This window comes from uncultured Williamsia sp. (genome assembly GCF_947494875.1).
Taxonomy (GTDB): domain Bacteria; phylum Actinomycetota; class Actinomycetes; order Mycobacteriales; family Mycobacteriaceae; genus Williamsia_A.
On the sequence record NZ_CANLWM010000006.1, the window covers coordinates 302599 to 319263 of the forward strand.

Genomic DNA, 16665 nt, shown 5'->3' on the forward strand with positions numbered 1-16665 from the left:
CGAACGGTTGACGACGCAGAGGAGGGCTCGTGTCATCAGTCTGGGTTGACCCTGAGCGGTTACGTGCGCTCGCGGACAAGGCGACCTCAGCCGCGGACACCGCTCAGTCCGCACACGTCGATCGTGCGGTCGAGGCCGGTTGCGACGGCCTCCCGGGTTCGTCGCTGCAGTGGGCGGCGCAGCAGATCGGTCATCAGCTAGGCCAGCAGGTGACGGCGTACGCCGAATCCGCCCGCGGCACGGCCGGCCATGTCGCCGGCGCAGCCCGGGACTACCGGATGACCGACCAAGACGCGGCCACCGTCCTGAACAAGGCGTGGCCGGCGCAGTGATCCCGTCACGCTCGAGGCTCGAGACCTGGCGCCCAGAAGGGCTTGCAAACGCCGCACCCGGGATCACCGCCGGCGGCGACAGCATCGAGCAAGCTTCATCGGCGGCCCGCACCTATTGCGCGGCATTGCCCGTCGATCAGGGATGGACCGGTGTCGCGCACGACGCTGCGCAAGGCGCCTTCGACCGAGGGTTCAAGTTCGCCGCTTACGTCTCCGACATCTGCTCGGCGGTCGCGTCCGCATTGACCACTGCGTACCACGCGGTCTCGCGAGCGAAGAACGATCTGCTCGATGCGACACACGGCGTCGAGGCGACAGGCAAGTTCACCGTCGACGACCAGTGGGTGGTCGAACTGGCAGCGATTCCATGGACTGCAGACGAGATCGACGACGCACGGGGAGCGCAGCGCGAAGCGCAGACGGTGATCAACGAGCGCCTCGTCGCGTTGGCCGACGCGGACAATCCTCAGACACTTCTGGGTGCGGTGAAGGCGCTTGGGATCACTCCGCCAAGTGAGCTCTTCGGAATGCCTCTGCCGGGTTCGCTTCCCCCGTCCGATGAGGCGCCCAACCCTGCGAGCCCGGTCACCGGACTGCTGCAGCAGGACACCATCCGGCGGCAATGGGAGGCATCCACGCCGCGCAAGGTCAGTGAGGAGCACGTGCCCGAGCATGACGGCTATCAGGGGTACCGCAGGAAGACCTTGGAGATGCAGGACGGCAGCCGTCAGGTGATCGACACCGTCGATCCTCCTGCCCGTCCATGGGAAGAGAATCCGAACACCGCTCAGCACGACAAGGTCTCGGTGACGACCTTCGATCCGTCCGGCAAATACGTGTCCACGGTGTCGTCGTACAAGTGGGTGGACGGAACTCAGAACACCGAGACCCATTTTGCGAGCGGAACGACGATCGTCTACACGCAGACACCGAACGGTGTGAAGTCGGCCAGGATCGACGTCGGCGGTTACAGCCGCGAGATCCCGGCGGATGACAAGCTCTGGCAGCATCCTGTGTCCGACACGGTGGGGAGCGCACTCACCGGCGTGGAAAATGGGCTTGAGAAGTCCGACGACATCCCCCGTGTTTCTGCCGCCACCGCCAGCAAAGTGGAGGTCGGGTCGCGGTATGCCGGGCCTGCCGTCGGCATCGCAACCTCACTCGTCGACGTGTACCAAGCGCGGACCCTGGAGGACAAGTGTGTCGCGGTCGCATCCGGGACCGGAGGGTTCGTCGGGGGCGAGGTCGGCGGACAGGCCGGCGCTTGGGGGCTCGGTTTGTTCACCGAGAATCCGGTGGGTGCTGGTTTCGGTGCCTTCGCCGGAAGCCTGGGTGGAGGCTGGATTGGGTCATCCCTCGGTGAGAAGGTGGGTGACATGCTGTGTCGGTGACGTCAGAACTGCCGCCGCCGAACGGGTTTCAGCCGAAATGGAATCCGTATTCACTGAAAGCCGTCGCAGGGCTGTTGATGTTCACAGCGTTCGGAGTGTTCTTTGCCTTTCTCAGTGTCCGTGCAGTGGTCGAGACCCGTTGGCCGTACCTTCTTTTCTACGTGCCCGCCGCAGTGGTGTGCCTGATCCCGACGTTGCTCATCGGACGCGTCCGGCCTGGCGCCGACAGTTCCGCCATGCAGGAGTTCACGGCTGAGCACGGAGATGGTGAGCTACGCCTTCAGCGTGAGCTCGGTGCCACGGTGGGGCTGATCGCCGTATCCCTCATTGCGACCCTCGGTTGCGCGACCTTCTCGATCGGTGTGTGGACTGGGTCGCTCGAGTTCGATCTGTCGCGCCGCCAGCACGGCAGCTTTCCGGTGCTGGTGGCGATGCTCGGTCTCTTCTTCGCGTCGGTCGCCATCGCAACTGCGCTGCGCGGAACGAGTGGATGGCTCGCGCTGACGCCGACTGAGATCGACTTCATGGAATGGGGCATCAGCCGTCGCCGGATCGCGTGGGACGAGATTGCCGACATGACGTTGACGCCGCAGCAGAAAAAGAAGCGCGACCGCATGTACTCGCCGAGTCGTGCGTGGTTGCTGAAGAAGGGCCCTCAGAAGCGCCCGACTTCGATCGCGATCAACTGGCCGATGGGCAACCGCGCAGCGTTCTGGCTCATTCACTTCTACTGGTCGCACCCGGAGCTTCGGGACGAACTTGCCGACGACCGAGTTGTCGACCGAATCGCAGCCGGCCGAATCCTCGACGAAGTGGCCTGACGAACCGTACGGCCGTGTCAGGGTGGTGGGATGGCGCAGACCATCCCGGCTGAACCCCGCTTCGCGAACTCCGCAGAGAAGAAGGTCTACCGGTGCCTCGTCGACCAGTTCGTCGGCGATGACCTGATCGTCGTCGGGCAGCGGGTCACCGATCACGACAAGGATCACGAGATCGACTTCGTCGTCGCCATCGACGGCGTCGGGATCGTGTGTCTCGAGGTGAAGGCCGGCGAGATCACCCACGACGGTGCCGATTGGTGGCAGGGCAGGGACGACGGCCGGCACCGGATCGACCCGGTGGCTCAGGTCCTGGGTGCGTGTTACGCATTGCGGAGTTTCGTCGAGGCCGATCCGCGGTGGACGCAGGGCCGTGTGCGGTGGACCCACATGGTGGTCTTCCCGCACACGTCGATCGCGGCGGACTTTGCATTGCCCGACTGCCCGCGGTGGAAGGTGATCGACCGCGATCAGCTCGACCAGTTCTTGCCACTGCTGCGTGCTGCGCTGGTCGATCGTGACACCGGTGAGCTGTTCATCGGCTCGAAGGGGATCGAAGAGCTGCAGCTCGCGTTGGGCGGGCGTGGTCTCCCGCAACACGACGTCGTCGCGCGTGCGCAGGAGAACGAGGACAGTGCCGACATCCTCTCGGAGCAGCAGGTCATGATCTTGCACGCGGCGTCGCTTCTACCGCGCGTCGAGGTCCGCGGTGGCGCCGGCAGTGGCAAGACGTTTTTGGCCATGGAGAAGGCGCGGCGGATGGGTCGCGACGGTAAGCGCGTCGCGCTGATCTGCTACTCGCACGGCCTTGCGTCGTTCCTGCGTCGGTCCACCGACCGCTGGTCTCGTCGTGAGCAACCCGCGTACGTGGGCGAGTTCCATGAGCTCGGCAAGCAGTGGGGTGCGCCGGCCGGACCAGACGAAGGTGTGCGCACCGACGACACGGTTCGGTTCTGGGAGCACGAGTTGCCCGCGATCATGGCGGGTCTCGCCGGCGAGCTGCCGCCAGGTAAGCGTTTCGACGCGATCGTCGTCGACGAGGCGCAGGACTTCGCCGACGACTGGTGGACACCTCTGTTGGCGTGCCTTCGTGATCCCGAGAACGGGGGTGTGTACGTGTTCAGCGACGAGGGCCAGCGCGTGTTCGACCGGCAGGGATCGCCGCCGGTCCCCCTGGTGCCGTTGATCCTTGACGCGAACATCCGCAACACGCGTCAGATCGCCGAGGCGTTCACGCCGCTGGTCGGCCAGCGGATGCGCATGCACGGTGGTGACGGCCCGGCGGTCCGCTTCATCTCGTGTAGTCCGCAGGATGCGGTCGACGAAGCCGACGGCCAGGTCGAGCTGTTGATCGACGAGGGGTGGCGCTCCGAGGACATCGCACTCCTCACCACGGGGAGTAGACATCCCGTTCAGGCCGAGAGGCAAGCCGACGGCAACGCGGCCTACTGGGACACGTTCTGGGACGGGGACGACATCTTCTACGGGCACGTCCTCGGATTCAAGGGTCTCGAACGCAATGTCGTGGTGCTCGCCATGAATCAGACTGCAGCACATGACCGCTCGAAGGAGCGCCTGTACGTCGGATTGTCCCGCGCACGCGAACAACTCGTCGTCTGTGGTGACCCGGCTTTCGTTCTCGAGGTCGGTGGATCGGAACTTGCTCGCCGGCTCGGTGTGGCGTGACGGGCCGATCCATCGCCGATGTTGAATGCGTGCGCACGCCACCGCCCACCGTCACTCGTGGAAGTAGTCCGGTCACCACTGCGTAGCTGCAGTGGACGCACGTCCACGGCTGGTCGCAGGCTGTCCGGCGTGGCTCGCCGATACAGGTGGCGGAACGGGATGACACCTCGCTGCCCCCGGCTTCGCCGCGCTGCCGGGCACCCGTATCGAGACCGGAAATCGACCAAAGCTGTCGTGGTCTGCGGATATCGTCGGGCCGTGCCTCAGCTCCCTAATTCGATCGAGCCCAACTGGACGCCGGGCCCGAAGGTCGCCCAGTGGGCGAAGAAGCATGGGTTCGGCGACCCAGTGCCCGCGACGGACTCAGACTTCCGCGCCTTTTCGAAGGCTCACGGTGGGGCGGCGCCTGGCCTTTACCTCTGGGGGGACTCGGAGCACCGCATCTACATCGGTATCGCGACACAGCACGTCGTGAAACGCATGAGATCGCACGTCAAGGAGTTCCTACCGGTGTCGAACATCCAGAACTTTAGGTATCGGCCGATGGCGAAAACGTCGGCGGAGCTTCGTGAGGTCGAGCGCAAGCTGGTCCACAAAGCCGTGGAGGACTCATCCAACTTTGTCGTCATGAATCGTGAGCATGCAGCGGTCATCGTGGGTGACTCTGTACTAGATGACGTCATGAGCCAGGCGGATCAAGCCGCCTGGCTCGAGGATCCGATCTCTACCTGGCGTTCCTCGTCTAGTTCGCAGGCTGTGGATCGCGCGGCTGCTGCGGAAAAGGCCTGGAGAAAGTTTGAGAAGCGGTCGGATAAGGCCGACATTGTCGAAGCAGTGGCGCTCTACGCCCGACTATGTATCCCCTACGCCCCGCAGACGGTGTACGACTGGTGGGTCATCACATGCCCGGGTTGGAAGAACAAGGACTTCGAGCGAGTTTGCACCGTGAACATGGCATTCCTCGAGTTGCTCTGGTTTGTGGAGGACCGGAAGTCCGGCAAGCTCACGGTGTCAGTCGGAACTGACAAAAACTTCCTGCCGACTCTGTGGTCGACTGTGCAGCTGAGGATGTTTCCGATCGGCCAGCAGCACCAGTCCGGTGGTTCATATGAGGAGGTCATTCAGTTTGCGTCCATCGCTGATTTCAAGGACGCGCTGACACGGTCTGGTGCCCTGCGACGTGGAGCCGCGAGATTCGCACTGAATCGAATGCGACGCGGGAAAGTGGGTGGGCGATATATGTCGTCACACAGCCCGCAGCTTGCAAACGCGGTACTCGACCGCGCGAATGAGCTGAATGTGAAGCCGGTCGAGGAGAAGAGTCTCAAGACACGCCTCCCCAAGGGCTGGTTCAAGAACTTTTTCAGGTGATGGCGGGGAATGAAAGCACGGGCCGATCGGATCTTGTGCAGATCGCAGACGCCATCGCAGTCGAGGCGCACCGTGGACAGATGGACAAGCTAGGCGTCGACTACATCGAACATCCGCGAGCGGTATCGCGTCGGGTCGATCCCGAGCGGCCGGACCTCGTGGCTGCGGCGCTTCTGCACGACGTGATCGAGGACTCGGAGTTCACCGCGTCCGACCTGCTCGAGCGGGGTATCCCGCAGGCCGTGATCGACGTCGTCGGCAAGGTGACGCGTCGCGACGACCAGTCCCCCGACGATTACTACGCCGAGATCAGCCGCGACCCCGACGCGACCGCGGTGAAGCTCGCCGACCTGGGCGAGAACACCGACCCCGGCCGGATGGGGCGGCTGCCGCCGGAGATGCAGGTGAAGCTCCGGACGAAGTACACGAAAGCGTTCCGGGCGCTTGGACGTCATGACCTCGCCGATGAACTCGACGGGCGTCAACCATGAGCACCTCAGCGGATGTCGACGCGGTTCTGCGCGGCGACCGCTCCTATGACTTCGTCTCAGCCCGTGACCAGGAGGAAGTGCGGGTGCGTTGGGCAGCTGACTTCGACCGGCGAATCGAGTCAATCGACCTCTCTGGCCGGTTCATCGCTGAGGGTCGTCCGTTCGTCGAACTTGATTCCGACGGTCAGCTTGCCATCAGGCGCCCACGGTGACTAGCGGACCCGGCGTATCGCGGGGATGCCGCGAGCTCACATCTCCTAAACAGACATTGGCTTGACGGTCGTTGCCGGTCCTCGTGAGGACGGGACCAAAACCGGACTCTCGTTGGTTGAGAGGGAGGACGACGCAGCCAGCGTCGTCGGAGGAGGTTCTCTTGAACTCGCGTTACAGCAAGACCGACGAGGCCGTGAAGGCGTTGACCCCCGATCAGTACCGGGTCACCCAGAAGGACGGCACCGAGCCGGCGTTCCACAACGAGTACTGGGACAACCACGAGCCCGGCATCTACGTCGACGTGGTGTCCGGCGAGCCGCTGTTCTCCTCGACCGACAAGTACGACAGCGGGACCGGGTGGCCCAGCTTCACCCGACCCATCGAGGACGACGCGGTGACCACCAAGTCCGACCGCAAGCTGTTGATGAAGCGCACCGAGGTGCGCTCGGCGTCGGCCGACAGCCACTTGGGCCACGTCTTCGGCGACGGCCCCCGCTCGGCGGGCGGGCAGCGATACTGCATGAACAGTGCTGCGCTGCGGTTTGTCCCCGTCGACCAGCTCGAGGAGCAGGGTTACGGCGAGTACCGCGCCCTGTTCACCACCACGACCACCGAGGAGAACGCACGATGAGCACCGACACCGGCCAGGTCACCACCCGCCCCGGCACCGAGACCGCCGTCCTCGCGGGCGGCTGCTTCTGGGGCATGGAGGACCTGATCCGCCGCCAGCCCGGCGTCATCTCGACGCGCGTCGGCTACACCGGCGGCAGCAACGACCACGCCACCTACCGTCGCCACCCCGGTCACGCGGAGGCGGTGGAGATCGTGTTCGACCCGACGCAGACCACCTATCGCGACATCCTGGCGTTCTTCTTCCAGGCGCACGACCCGACGACGAAGGACCGTCAGGGCAACGACGTGGGGTCGAGCTACCGGTCGGCGATCTTCCCGCAGAGCGATGAGCAGGAGCGGGTTGCCCGCGACACCATCGCCGATGTGAACGCCTCAGGGCTGTGGCCCGGGCCGGCGGTCACCACGATCGAGCCCGCGGGCCCGTTCTGGGAGGCCGAGCCGGAGCACCAGGACTACCTGATCCGCAACCCCGGCGGCTACACCTGCCACTACGTCCGTCCGAACTGGGTCCTGCCCAAGCGTGACGAGGCGACGGCACAGTAAGTCGTTCGACGCAGCGCCCCCGTTCTCTTCGGAACGGGGGCGTTGTGCTGTGTTGTGGTTGTCGGGCCTGTCGTGCGTTTGTGCGGCGTGCCGATGTAGATTCCACAGTCGGACACGACGGGGCGTGATGGGGGAGTCGACGTCGAATACCCTGACCCCCGACAAGTCGTTCTGACCGCTAAGGAGCACTCCGTGGGGACTCGGGTTCGGGCCTGTTCCACATGTGCGCGAAGCGGCAACGGCGCTGATTATCTGGCGTTGATGGATCGCCCCGCCCCGGCGAAGTACCTGTGGTTCGCGAAGAGCGGCCAGCGTCGGTTATGAGTTCCGGGGATGCATGGACGCTCTCGACTCACGAGTTTCGCCTCTTGTGGGAGGCGCAGGCCGACGCGGCTCCGTACCCCCAGACTTTCGCCTACGGCGGTGTCGGGGAGGTGTTCCAGGACGCCGATGAGCGGCGAAGCGTCGAGAAGAAGTTGCTCGAGCGGCTTCGTTCGACTTCGACGCCGGCGAAAGAAGCGGCGTTTGCGGCCTTCACCAGGCCACGGCTAAGTCTGGACGTGATCGGTGGTTACGCAGGCAAATTCGGTCCTGCCCACTTTCGCATCCATGGGGCGTGGCGGGGTAAGCCTGAGAACGCATTCGTGGCGGTACAGGGGTCGACGCCTGACCTCACGATCGGCGGCGACGTGTCCATCACGACCCACCCGTCGGAGGATTGGACCCGAGCAGTGGTTCAACGGTTCCCGACGCGACCGGCTGCAGGGCGCCGCCAGGTCGACAACGCAGTGCCAACGTCCACGCAGCTGATGGGGGAGTCCGTAGTGAGGACCGTGATTGCCAACGCGTCGAGTACATCGGCGGCCGCTGCTTTCGTCCACCTCAAACCGGTTCTAGGTGCTGTCATCACCGTGCGTGTCGGGGCGCTGGCGGACGGGGTCACGCCAGGCGAGGCTGAGATCCACGTCGCGGATATCGAGGACGAGGGCCGGTATGCACTGGTGATGGACAGCCCCGCTACGGCGCTCGGAGTAGACGCCGAAGGCTTGGCTCGTTTGATCAATAAGGTGTTCAACTCCGTTCGTGACCGCCGTCGTCGACGAGTGGATGCGCTGTGAAGTACTTAGCTGGCGTCGATGGCATCATCTTTTGGCGTACAGCTGTTCGAGATTTAGGGGGCGATATGGCGGCTCGGAGATATCAGCGACGATTTTGGGTGCCGATTGCTCTCGTCACGGCGCTTGGCTTCCTCGCGACCGGCTGCTCGTCGTCTGGCGGTGCGGCTCCAACCGGCGCGTCTTCGTCGTCGAACTCGTCTCTCCTCCCGACACCTCCGGGTACCGTCCCTGATTCGATCGAGGACGTGAACTCGACGAAGGACATGACCGGCGTCGTTACAACACTCAGCGATCACGACTCACCGAGAAATCCGTATTTTGATCTCATTCCGAATGTTTGCGCTTTCCTGCCTGACTCGCTGACCAAGGATCGGCTGGGTATGGCAGAGAAGAACACGGGATTTGCTGGGAAACACTCTTTACTGCAGCTCTGCAATATGGCTACTACGAGCGGCCCAAACTACGAGCAGCTGGGTCTGGTAGTGACCATCCAGGCGACAAGCATTGCAGACGTCTCGTCTAATCCTGAACACCGCGACATCGACAAGAGCGTCCCTGTTTGGCGGAACGTGACTGGGGTTCTCTATAAGAATCCCGCCGACGATACGCAAGGGGACCAAGTCTGCAATTTAGCTTGGGGTACCTTCTATGGATCTGCGGTCGTAACGGTATCCACGACAGGCGGGTACAAGGCAGACCCGTGCAGTAAGGCGCGCGAATTTTCGGCGGAGATCGCGCCGTACCTACCATCCCGTCCTGTGCAAATGCGACCTTCGGAGGGCTGAAATGTCGGATTCGCCGCTTAGCTCAATAAAATCAGATACAACGCTCAAATTTGACCCTGATACGGCCCGCGCCATATCGCAGCAGTGCAATTCGGCAGCAGCCGCTTTTGAGCAAATTCTACGCTCTGCGCGTCGATTGACAGATACGGGTACGGCGGGCAATTTCGGTTCAGCTCAAAGCATCCAGTCCTCCTTAAAAACTCTTGGAGAGACATGTACTTCGGCGGCGACGGGCTTGAGGGAAATGGCTCGCGAACTTGGCGATGCAGTTCGGGCGGCAGGACAGCGGATCGAGACCACCGACGCCATGACGGCGGCGGCGCTCCGTTCAACATCCGATAAGGCCGACAACTACCCAGCCGTAGGCCAATCATCCGCTGGAGCAGTGAATTGTCAACCAGGGGACCCTGGTAAGGGGGATGCCTTTCTGGGGCGGTTTCCCTGCGACACAAAGTTCGAGACGTCACCGGGTGGTGGCGTCGTCGATTGGGGATTCACTAATAGCCAGCCCGCCGACGTTGGAAAACTCCAGGCGCTCGTGGAGGCATGGATGTCCGTCGCGCGCGACATCGCCGCGACGGCTCAGGCAATGGAGGCCGGGATTGGCGGCATTCTGAACAGCGGGAGCTGGACGGGCACAGCGGCCGAAGGCATCCGGGCTGGGTCACAGAACGTAGTCAACATCGCGTCGAGCACTGGTAACAACGCCTTTTCGAACGCCAATGTGGTCGCTGGATGGGCGGCCGCGGTGATCGGAACCCGCAGCGGCTTCGAGGGTCTGAAGCAGCAGCTCGAGCAGCAGAAGTTCGCGTACAACACCGCGATTGCGTCGTCGGGGTTCAGCCCGACGCTGGTCGCGCAGCAGCAGGCTGCGTTGCAGGCACTCGATCAACAGGGCCGGGTCCTCATGAACTCGACCTACAACCCAGGGTCTGTCCACACCTCGACGAGCTTGCTCAACTTGCCCGACCCGGGTAGCCCGATCGGAACGATCCTGCCCATGGGGTTCGCTCAGTCCGGAGGCGGCGGCGGCGGCGCCGGCGGAGGAGCGGGTACGGCTGCCGCATCTTCCGGTGGTGGTGGGGGCGGAGGAGCTTCCGGCGGGGGTGGAGGCGGCGGCGGTTCGACTGCAGCCAGAAACGGCACCGATGCTGCGGGTCAGTTGGCGCGTCAGGGGACCGGTGATCCGGTGAGCAACGCTGCGAAGAACGCGTCGTCGCAGGCGGGTCAGAATCCGGCGGCGGCTGCGCAGCAGGCGATGTCGAAGGCCGGTGACGGCGCGAAGAGCTTGGGCGGTTCTCGGTCGGGGGCTGGGTCGATGACGCGGCCATCGGGTCTGGGTGCGTTGAGTGAGGCGGAGAGAAACGCTGCGAAGGCTGCTGCCGGCGGCATGAAGGGCGCTGGAGGCGGAGGCGGCGGCGCCGGGAAGCTCGGTGGCGCCGGTGGTCTGGGTGGTGCGGCTGCAGCGGAGAGTGCGTTGTCGCGCAACAGTTCGTCGCTCTCGGCGGCGGAGAAGGCGTTGGCGGGCCAGCAGGGTGCGACGGCATCTCGGGCGGCGACGCCCGCTTCGGGCGGCCCGATGGGTGCGCGTGGCGCGGGTGCCAAGGGCGAGGAGGACAAGGAGCACAGGGCTGCCAAGTACCTCAAGCACGCCGAGAACGGTGAGGAGATCGCTGGCGACCTCCCGGACACCGCACCTCCGGTGCTGGGCGGGCTGAACCTGGACACCAGCGACGACGCCGAGACCTCGTCGAAACCCGGCGATCGCTCGTGAGACCGAAGCGGACCTGATTGCCCGAACGGACAATGCGTGCAGACGCACCAGATTCCTGGGCGTTCCGTGGCAATCGTCTGCCGGTATGCGTCGCTGAGGTGTCTGGGCCGAAGGCCGGTGGGACTGTGCAGGTATGCCTTCTGCTCAATGGTCGAAAAGAGTTGCCGCACTCGCAGTGACGGTCGGCTCTGCCGTGGCGATCCTGTGTGCGACTGTCCCGTCGGCGCAGGCTGCCCCGTCACTGACTGACATCCCCGCGATCGCCAACGGCGGTATCGCTTTCGCCCGCGGCGCGACCATGCTGCACAGCAACGACTTCGGCGAGTACGGCTGCGAGGACTTCGTCGACGCCGCCTACGGCAAGACCACCGCTACCGGCATCCCCCACGACGGCGCGCTTGCGTTCTACCGCCAACTCGAGGCGAACGGCCAAGGTCACACCTCGCTACCGGCACCGCCTGGTGCGCTGGTGTTCTCGCAGGGCGAGGACGGCGACCACGTCGACATCTCCCTTGGCAACGGCCAGTACGAAAGCGGCGGGGTGCAGGGCTTCGCGCCCGGCTGGGGCGACGGCACCGACATCCAGATCTTGCCCGCACCGAACCTGGGGAATTGGAACTTGGTCGGCTGGGCGTACGCGCCATGGAGCGCCATCTGACCCAAGCCCAGATACGCCGAAGCCGGTGCGGCGAAGCGATGGTGGTCGCTCGCGGCACCGGCTTCGGTGATCGACTGGGTTAGGCGTCCTGCGTGGCCAGCGTGGGGTAGTCGATGTACCCCTCGGGGCCGGGTGCGTAGAACGTCGCCTGGTTGGGCTCGGCGAGCTCGGCGCCCTGCTTGAGGCGGTCGACTAGGTCGGGGTTCGAGATGTACCAACGACCCACCACCACCGCATCAGCGGTGCCATCGGCGACGAGCTTCTCGAGCTGCGAGAAGTCGGACTCGATCGCGAAGCCGGTGTTCAGCAGGAACGGCACTGTGATCTCGGGACGCAGCGCGGTGAGGACCTCGTCCTGCGGCTCGATGAGGAAGTGCACGTAGGCCAGCGGGATGTCGGCGATGGCCTTGAGCAGTGCCTGGTGCACCGGGACGGTGTCGGCCTCGTTCATGCCGTTGGCCTTGTGGCCGGGGGAGAGGCGGATGCCGGTGCGGTCGGCGCCGATCTCGTCGACGACAGCCTTCACGATCTCGACGACGATGCGCGCCCGATTCTCCGGCGAGCCGCCGTACTGGTCAGTGCGCTGATTGGTGTCGTCACCAAGGAACTGGTGCAGCAGGTAGCCGTTGGCGGCGTGGATCTCGACGCCGTCGAGGCCGGCGTCCACAGCGCGACGGGCCGAGCTGCGGAAGGCGTCGACGATGCCGGGGATCTCGTCGGTCTCCAGTGCACGCGGCGTCACCAGGGGCACCTTGCCGTTGGGGCCGTGGGTCTCACCGTCGGCGCGGATGGCCGACGGGGCGACGGGGTCCCCGCCGGGGAGGTCGGGGTGCGCGACGCGTCCGACGTGCCAGGTCTGCACGAAGATCCGCCCACCCTCGCCGTGGACGGCGTCGGCGATCTCCGACCACTTCGCCTGCTGGGCGTCGTTGTGGATGCCCGGGGTGTTCATGTACGCGCCGCCCGCGGTCGCGCTGGACTGCGTGGCCTCGGTGATGACCAAGCCGGCGCCTGCACGCTGGCGGTAGTACTCGGTCTGCAGGTCGGTCGGGGTTCCGTCCGACTCAGCACGCAGGCGCGTCAGCGGCGCCATGAAGATGCGGTGCGGGGTGTCGATCACGCCGGAGGTGAACGGCCGGAGCAGGGGTGAATCAGGTTCCAGGCGGTAAGTCATGCGAGAGGTAACGCGCCTGAACCGGACCGCAGTCCCGGGTGAGAGGGAGGTCACTGCGCCCTGGTCTGACACTCAATGGTTGGCCACTGCACCGCAAACACAATTCTTCTGGCTCCGCCCCGGCCAACGGTCGAGGCGTGCGGTGCCATGCACGCCTGCCGCCGTCCGGTTTCGTCTAGTTTGCTTCTACCGACGATCGGGAGACGAAAATGACCGAGGCAACAATCAAGGCCGACATTGCTGCGCTTCTGAAGCGGTACGTTTACGCACTGGTCGACCCTCTCAACGGTGAACCGTTCTACATCGGCAAGGGCACGGAGGCGCGTGTCCTTCAGCACGGCTGGGATGCGGACAAGTGGGCCTCGGCGGTGGACGAGAGCAAGGCCGGGTCTGCTGACGATAGTGTCAAGGCCGAGCAAAACTCTAAGTTGGCGCGCATATCTGAGATCCGGTCGGCCGGACACGAACCCGAAATCTGGATACTTCGGTACGGACTGACTCCGGAGCAATACTCGCTGATCGAGTCGACCGCGATCGATCTGCTGTTGACATTTCCGGTGGCACCGCTCGTAACCGACGGGCGCCGGTCAGCACTCGTCGGTGGAACTCCACTGACGAACAAGGTTCGCGGCGCTGATGCTGCCAAAGGAATAGTTCGTCTCATCGATCTTGTCCGAGAGTTCTCCGCTCCGGACTTGACCAGCGACGTTCCACTTTTGCTGGTGACACTGGGGCCCTGGGACTCTTCGGACGAGGTCTTGCCGGGCGGGGGTAGGCGCAGCGGTCACGGGTTCAAGCCAGAGTGGACTGATCCCGCGGTCCTCGAACCGGAGTTAAACGTCCTCGGTGAATCGGTTTGCTGCTGGTGGAAGATGAGCGAGAAGCATGTTGAAGAGGCGGGGATCGAACACATGGTGGCCTGTTATCGCGGAGTAACTCGTGGACTGTTCGAGATCGAACCGGGCTCTTTGGGGAAAGCAAAGGTGCACAATAGTTTTCGGAAGGGTTACACCGTGAGTCCGGTGAAGTCCGGCACCTTGTGGGACGAGGTAGTGGGCCCCAATGGGCACCGCATCCCGAAGAAGAAGCGAGGTGAACAGGCTCAGTTTCGGTACTGGCCTTTCTGAACTTTTCATCCGGTCCCGTGTGTCGTTGAAGCCGCGCGAGCATGTGCGGCGCGCGACGACTTGCAGAGGTGGGCCCCTCTACTGGGCCCCTGGCCGGAGAACGGCGCCCTACTGCGGAATAAAGGGTGTGCCCCGGTTCCAGCCGGGCTGCAGAATCAGTAGGTCGTCATGTTCGCGGCGCCGGCACGCGTCCGCGAAATCCCTTGCGGCGCGCGGTTCCTGGAGGAATCGCGCGTATTGGTCATCGCCGATCCGGTAGTACTCCTCGTAATCCATCATGTTCGAGCCGACAGGTATCGACAGATAGAGGTTGCCCGAGTCGGTGTCCCGACCCAGCGAGTACAAATCGGCCTTTGAGAAGAACTCGTCTTCGAACATGCAGGTGGCTCCTAGTTGACCTTTGACACGATCTTAAGCGCATCGGGCACGTTGCCCGCGTCGATGACGGCCTCCGGCATGCCGCCTGGGAGGTAGCCTCCAGGAATCCACATTTCGTTCGCGCCGGCTTCGTTGCCCGACGGCATCCTGACACCGAACTGCGTCGCGTCATCGATGTCGACTCTCATGATCGACGAGTTTTGTAGTTGGCCCTCCGGCAACCCCATGAATTCTTCCAGCTTGCGCGGATCTCCCTTGGCTGACTGGAGCAACGCGTCCACGTCGGCTTTGGGCATCACAAAGGAGGTGCCGTCCTCGACGCGAGCGATCCCATATTTGTTCAGGTCATTTTCTTTCATCAACCGGGAGACACCATTTTGGAACTGAGCCTCATGGTCTGCGTAGGGGCCAGGATCGACGTAGGACCTCGGGTCTGGTCGATTCCCCTTGCCCAGGTCGATGACTTCTTGAACCTTGGATGCCGTCAAGCCAGAAGGCGTGACCGCGGGATCGTCTATCGGTTTCGGGCCGTGGGCAGACGCCGAGGTCGCACGCTTGACCGCGCCTTCCTCCATCGGCTTCAGCTTGCTGAGAAGCTCGCCTGCTCGGCCCGCGACGCGACCGATCGATGCCGCGACGGCACGCGCGGCGGCGATGAGTGCCTCGATGATCGCGCGGATCTTGGCTGCGGCAGCGGAGAGTCGAGCGGTCTCGACGGCCTGGCCGGCGAATTCGCCAATGCCGGCGGTGAAGAATCCGGCAATGGCACTGACGGCCTCGATGGCAACCGTCTGGGCGAGGAGGACCTCGAGTTCGTGGATGATCTCGTGGTGCGCCTGGTCGAGGTGGCTGGCGTACTCCGAGCAGGACGAGCCGAGTTCGGTGAACACCGAGGACAACTCGCGCAGATGGGATCCGGCGTCGGTGCACGCCTGCGCGGCGGCCGCGGCTTCTGGGCTCTGCTGCGCGGACACCGCCGAAGCTGCTGCGCTGGTCGGTCCGGCAGCGTCCTGCAGTTGTGCCGCAGCAGCTTTCCAGGCCGCGTCCGCAGCGTGAAGACGGTCCTGGTGGCCGTTGGGCCAGACGTAGCCGACGAGGCCCTCCACCATCGACCACCCAGGCGGACCGCCACCGCTGCCACCCGCTGACGACGGGATCGACGGCGCCGACATCGTCGGGGGAGCGGGGGCCGCGCCGAGCGACCCGTCACCGCCGCCACCGATGACCGACGATGCATCGGCATGGGCGTGATTGTCGCCGGTGGCGTGCAGTCGAGTCGCGATGTTGCCCACCGCCCCGACCGCTGAGGCAGCGGCGCTGAGTGCCGCCCGCGCGCCCTGGTCGTAACCGTCGGCCCAGGTGGTTCCGGCGTTGTCGGAGCCGGCCATCCCCGACGACGCGCCCAGTTCACCGGCCAGCGAGCTGACGGCGGAATGGGCGGAGTGTGCCACCGACGTCATGCCCTCGGCGGCGTGCGCATACTGCGCGGGGTCGACGACGAGCGTCGGCATCAGCCCCACATCTCCTGGTTGGCCTGCACCGCGGCGGTGTAGTTGGCGTGTGCGGTGTCACCCGCCTTGCGCAGATCGGCCACGGCCGAACGCATCTCGGCCGCACCGTGGGTCCAGCGTTCGTGAGCGGCCCGCTGGGCGTTCGCCGCCTCGCCCGTCCAGGATCCGTGAAGTCGTTCGACGGTCTGCTCCGCTTCGCGGCAGATCGACTCGGCGTCGGAATCGAACTTCGCCATGTCGGCGACGATGTCCGCCAACAGTTCGGTGTTGACGGTGAACTTCTGCGCCATCGCTCAGACCGCCAGGTTCAGGCCGGAAGCCGATTGGCCGACGGCGGACGTGTTCGCGGATTCCTGCGAGGAGTAGCTCTGCGCGCTCGACGCCAGCAGCGCGGCCATCGAGTCCAGACCGCCCACCACGTCCTTAGCACCGTGCAGCCACTGCTCCCAGTCGCGACGGAAGGCGTCCGCGGCCTGCCCCTTCCATCCGCTGCCGAGCAGTTCCTCCACCCTCGAGGTGAGGGCACGCACGCGATCGTCGAGCGTGTCGGCGGCGGAGCGGATGCCGTTTGAGGCCGAGGTGACCTCGGCCGGCGTGACGGCGAGCTCGGACATCGGACGTCCTCTCCTGGCGATCTGGGCAAGCGTGCGAATCGGCCAACC

At 64.6% G+C, this 16665-nt stretch carries 19 protein-coding genes; 14 read left to right on the forward strand and 5 right to left on the reverse strand.

What is annotated here, in order from left to right:
- The first annotated feature begins 29 nt into the window (after positions 1-29).
- From Q1A98_RS15705 to Q1A98_RS15765, 13 genes are all read left to right on the forward strand, one after another.
- The gene (locus Q1A98_RS15705; RefSeq protein WP_299575235.1) at positions 30-332 is read left to right on the forward strand and encodes a type VII secretion target; all 303 of its coding nucleotides are present in this window, start codon (positions 30-32) and stop codon (positions 330-332) included.
- A complete protein-coding gene (locus Q1A98_RS15710) occupies positions 317-1723 on the forward strand; it encodes a hypothetical protein (protein WP_299575237.1) in 1407 nt (468 codons plus the stop codon). The genes Q1A98_RS15705 and Q1A98_RS15710 overlap by 16 nt, the downstream gene beginning before the upstream one ends.
- Complete coding sequence (locus Q1A98_RS15715; RefSeq protein ID WP_299575238.1) at positions 1720-2544, forward strand: hypothetical protein; 825 nt, start codon at positions 1720-1722, stop codon at positions 2542-2544. The genes Q1A98_RS15710 and Q1A98_RS15715 overlap by 4 nt, the downstream gene beginning before the upstream one ends.
- A gap of 30 nt (positions 2545-2574) precedes the next feature.
- On the forward strand, positions 2575-4227 hold the full coding sequence (locus tag Q1A98_RS15720; protein ID WP_299575239.1) for an ATP-binding domain-containing protein: 1653 nt from the start codon (positions 2575-2577) through the stop codon (positions 4225-4227).
- 258 nt (positions 4228-4485) lie between these two features.
- Positions 4486-5598, forward strand: coding sequence for a hypothetical protein (locus Q1A98_RS15725; RefSeq protein ID WP_299575240.1), 1113 nt, complete (start codon positions 4486-4488; stop codon positions 5596-5598).
- 80 nt (positions 5599-5678) lie between these two features.
- A complete protein-coding gene (locus tag Q1A98_RS15730) occupies positions 5679-6089 on the forward strand; it encodes a hypothetical protein (protein WP_299575241.1) in 411 nt (136 codons plus the stop codon).
- A complete protein-coding gene (locus tag Q1A98_RS15735; RefSeq protein ID WP_299575243.1) occupies positions 6086-6301 on the forward strand; it encodes a hypothetical protein in 216 nt (71 codons plus the stop codon). The genes Q1A98_RS15730 and Q1A98_RS15735 overlap by 4 nt, the downstream gene beginning before the upstream one ends.
- Positions 6302-6462: 161 nt before the next feature.
- Positions 6463-6933 carry a peptide-methionine (R)-S-oxide reductase MsrB gene (gene msrB / locus Q1A98_RS15740; RefSeq protein WP_299575245.1) on the forward strand — a complete coding sequence of 157 codons (471 nt, stop codon included), beginning with the start codon at positions 6463-6465 and terminating at the stop codon, positions 6931-6933.
- Positions 6930-7478, forward strand: a complete 549-nt coding sequence (gene msrA, locus Q1A98_RS15745) for a peptide-methionine (S)-S-oxide reductase MsrA (RefSeq protein ID WP_299575247.1) — start codon at positions 6930-6932, stop codon at positions 7476-7478. The genes msrB and msrA overlap by 4 nt, the downstream gene beginning before the upstream one ends.
- Positions 7479-7912: 434 nt before the next feature.
- Positions 7913-8596, forward strand: coding sequence for a hypothetical protein (locus tag Q1A98_RS15750; RefSeq protein ID WP_299575249.1), 684 nt, complete (start codon positions 7913-7915; stop codon positions 8594-8596).
- A gap of 245 nt (positions 8597-8841) precedes the next feature.
- Positions 8842-9381 (forward strand): hypothetical protein, encoded by a 540-nt coding sequence (locus tag Q1A98_RS15755; protein ID WP_299575251.1) that lies wholly within the window; start codon positions 8842-8844, stop codon positions 9379-9381.
- Positions 9382-9931: 550 nt separating this feature from the next.
- A complete protein-coding gene (locus Q1A98_RS15760) occupies positions 9932-11155 on the forward strand; it encodes a hypothetical protein (RefSeq protein WP_299575253.1) in 1224 nt (407 codons plus the stop codon).
- Between the two features lie 133 nt (positions 11156-11288).
- Positions 11289-11813, forward strand: a complete 525-nt coding sequence (locus Q1A98_RS15765; protein ID WP_299575255.1) for a hypothetical protein — start codon at positions 11289-11291, stop codon at positions 11811-11813.
- Between the two features lie 79 nt (positions 11814-11892).
- On the opposite strand, the gene Q1A98_RS15770 is transcribed toward Q1A98_RS15765, so the two are convergent.
- A complete protein-coding gene (locus tag Q1A98_RS15770; protein WP_299575257.1) occupies positions 11893-12987 on the reverse strand; it encodes an alkene reductase in 1095 nt (364 codons plus the stop codon).
- A 209-nt stretch (positions 12988-13196) separates the two neighbouring features.
- On the opposite strand from Q1A98_RS15770, the gene Q1A98_RS15775 reads away from it, so the two are divergent.
- Complete coding sequence (locus Q1A98_RS15775) at positions 13197-14114, forward strand: GIY-YIG nuclease family protein (RefSeq protein WP_299575259.1); 918 nt, start codon at positions 13197-13199, stop codon at positions 14112-14114.
- A gap of 108 nt (positions 14115-14222) precedes the next feature.
- On the opposite strand, the gene Q1A98_RS15780 is transcribed toward Q1A98_RS15775, so the two are convergent.
- Genes Q1A98_RS15780 through Q1A98_RS15795 form a run of 4 tightly spaced genes read right to left on the reverse strand, consistent with a single transcriptional unit; the run spans position 14223 to position 16617 of the window.
- Complete coding sequence (locus Q1A98_RS15780) at positions 14223-14492, reverse strand: hypothetical protein (RefSeq protein WP_299575261.1); 270 nt, start codon at positions 14490-14492, stop codon at positions 14223-14225.
- An 11-nt stretch (positions 14493-14503) separates the two neighbouring features.
- Positions 14504-16003, reverse strand: coding sequence for a hypothetical protein (locus tag Q1A98_RS15785; protein WP_299575263.1), 1500 nt, complete (start codon positions 16001-16003; stop codon positions 14504-14506).
- Entirely contained in the window at positions 16003-16293 is a 291-nt protein-coding gene (locus tag Q1A98_RS15790) for a WXG100 family type VII secretion target (protein ID WP_299575265.1), read from the reverse strand. The genes Q1A98_RS15785 and Q1A98_RS15790 overlap by 1 nt, the downstream gene beginning before the upstream one ends.
- A gap of 3 nt (positions 16294-16296) precedes the next feature.
- Complete coding sequence (locus tag Q1A98_RS15795; RefSeq protein ID WP_299575266.1) at positions 16297-16617, reverse strand: WXG100 family type VII secretion target; 321 nt, start codon at positions 16615-16617, stop codon at positions 16297-16299.
- Positions 16618-16665 lie beyond the last annotated feature (48 nt).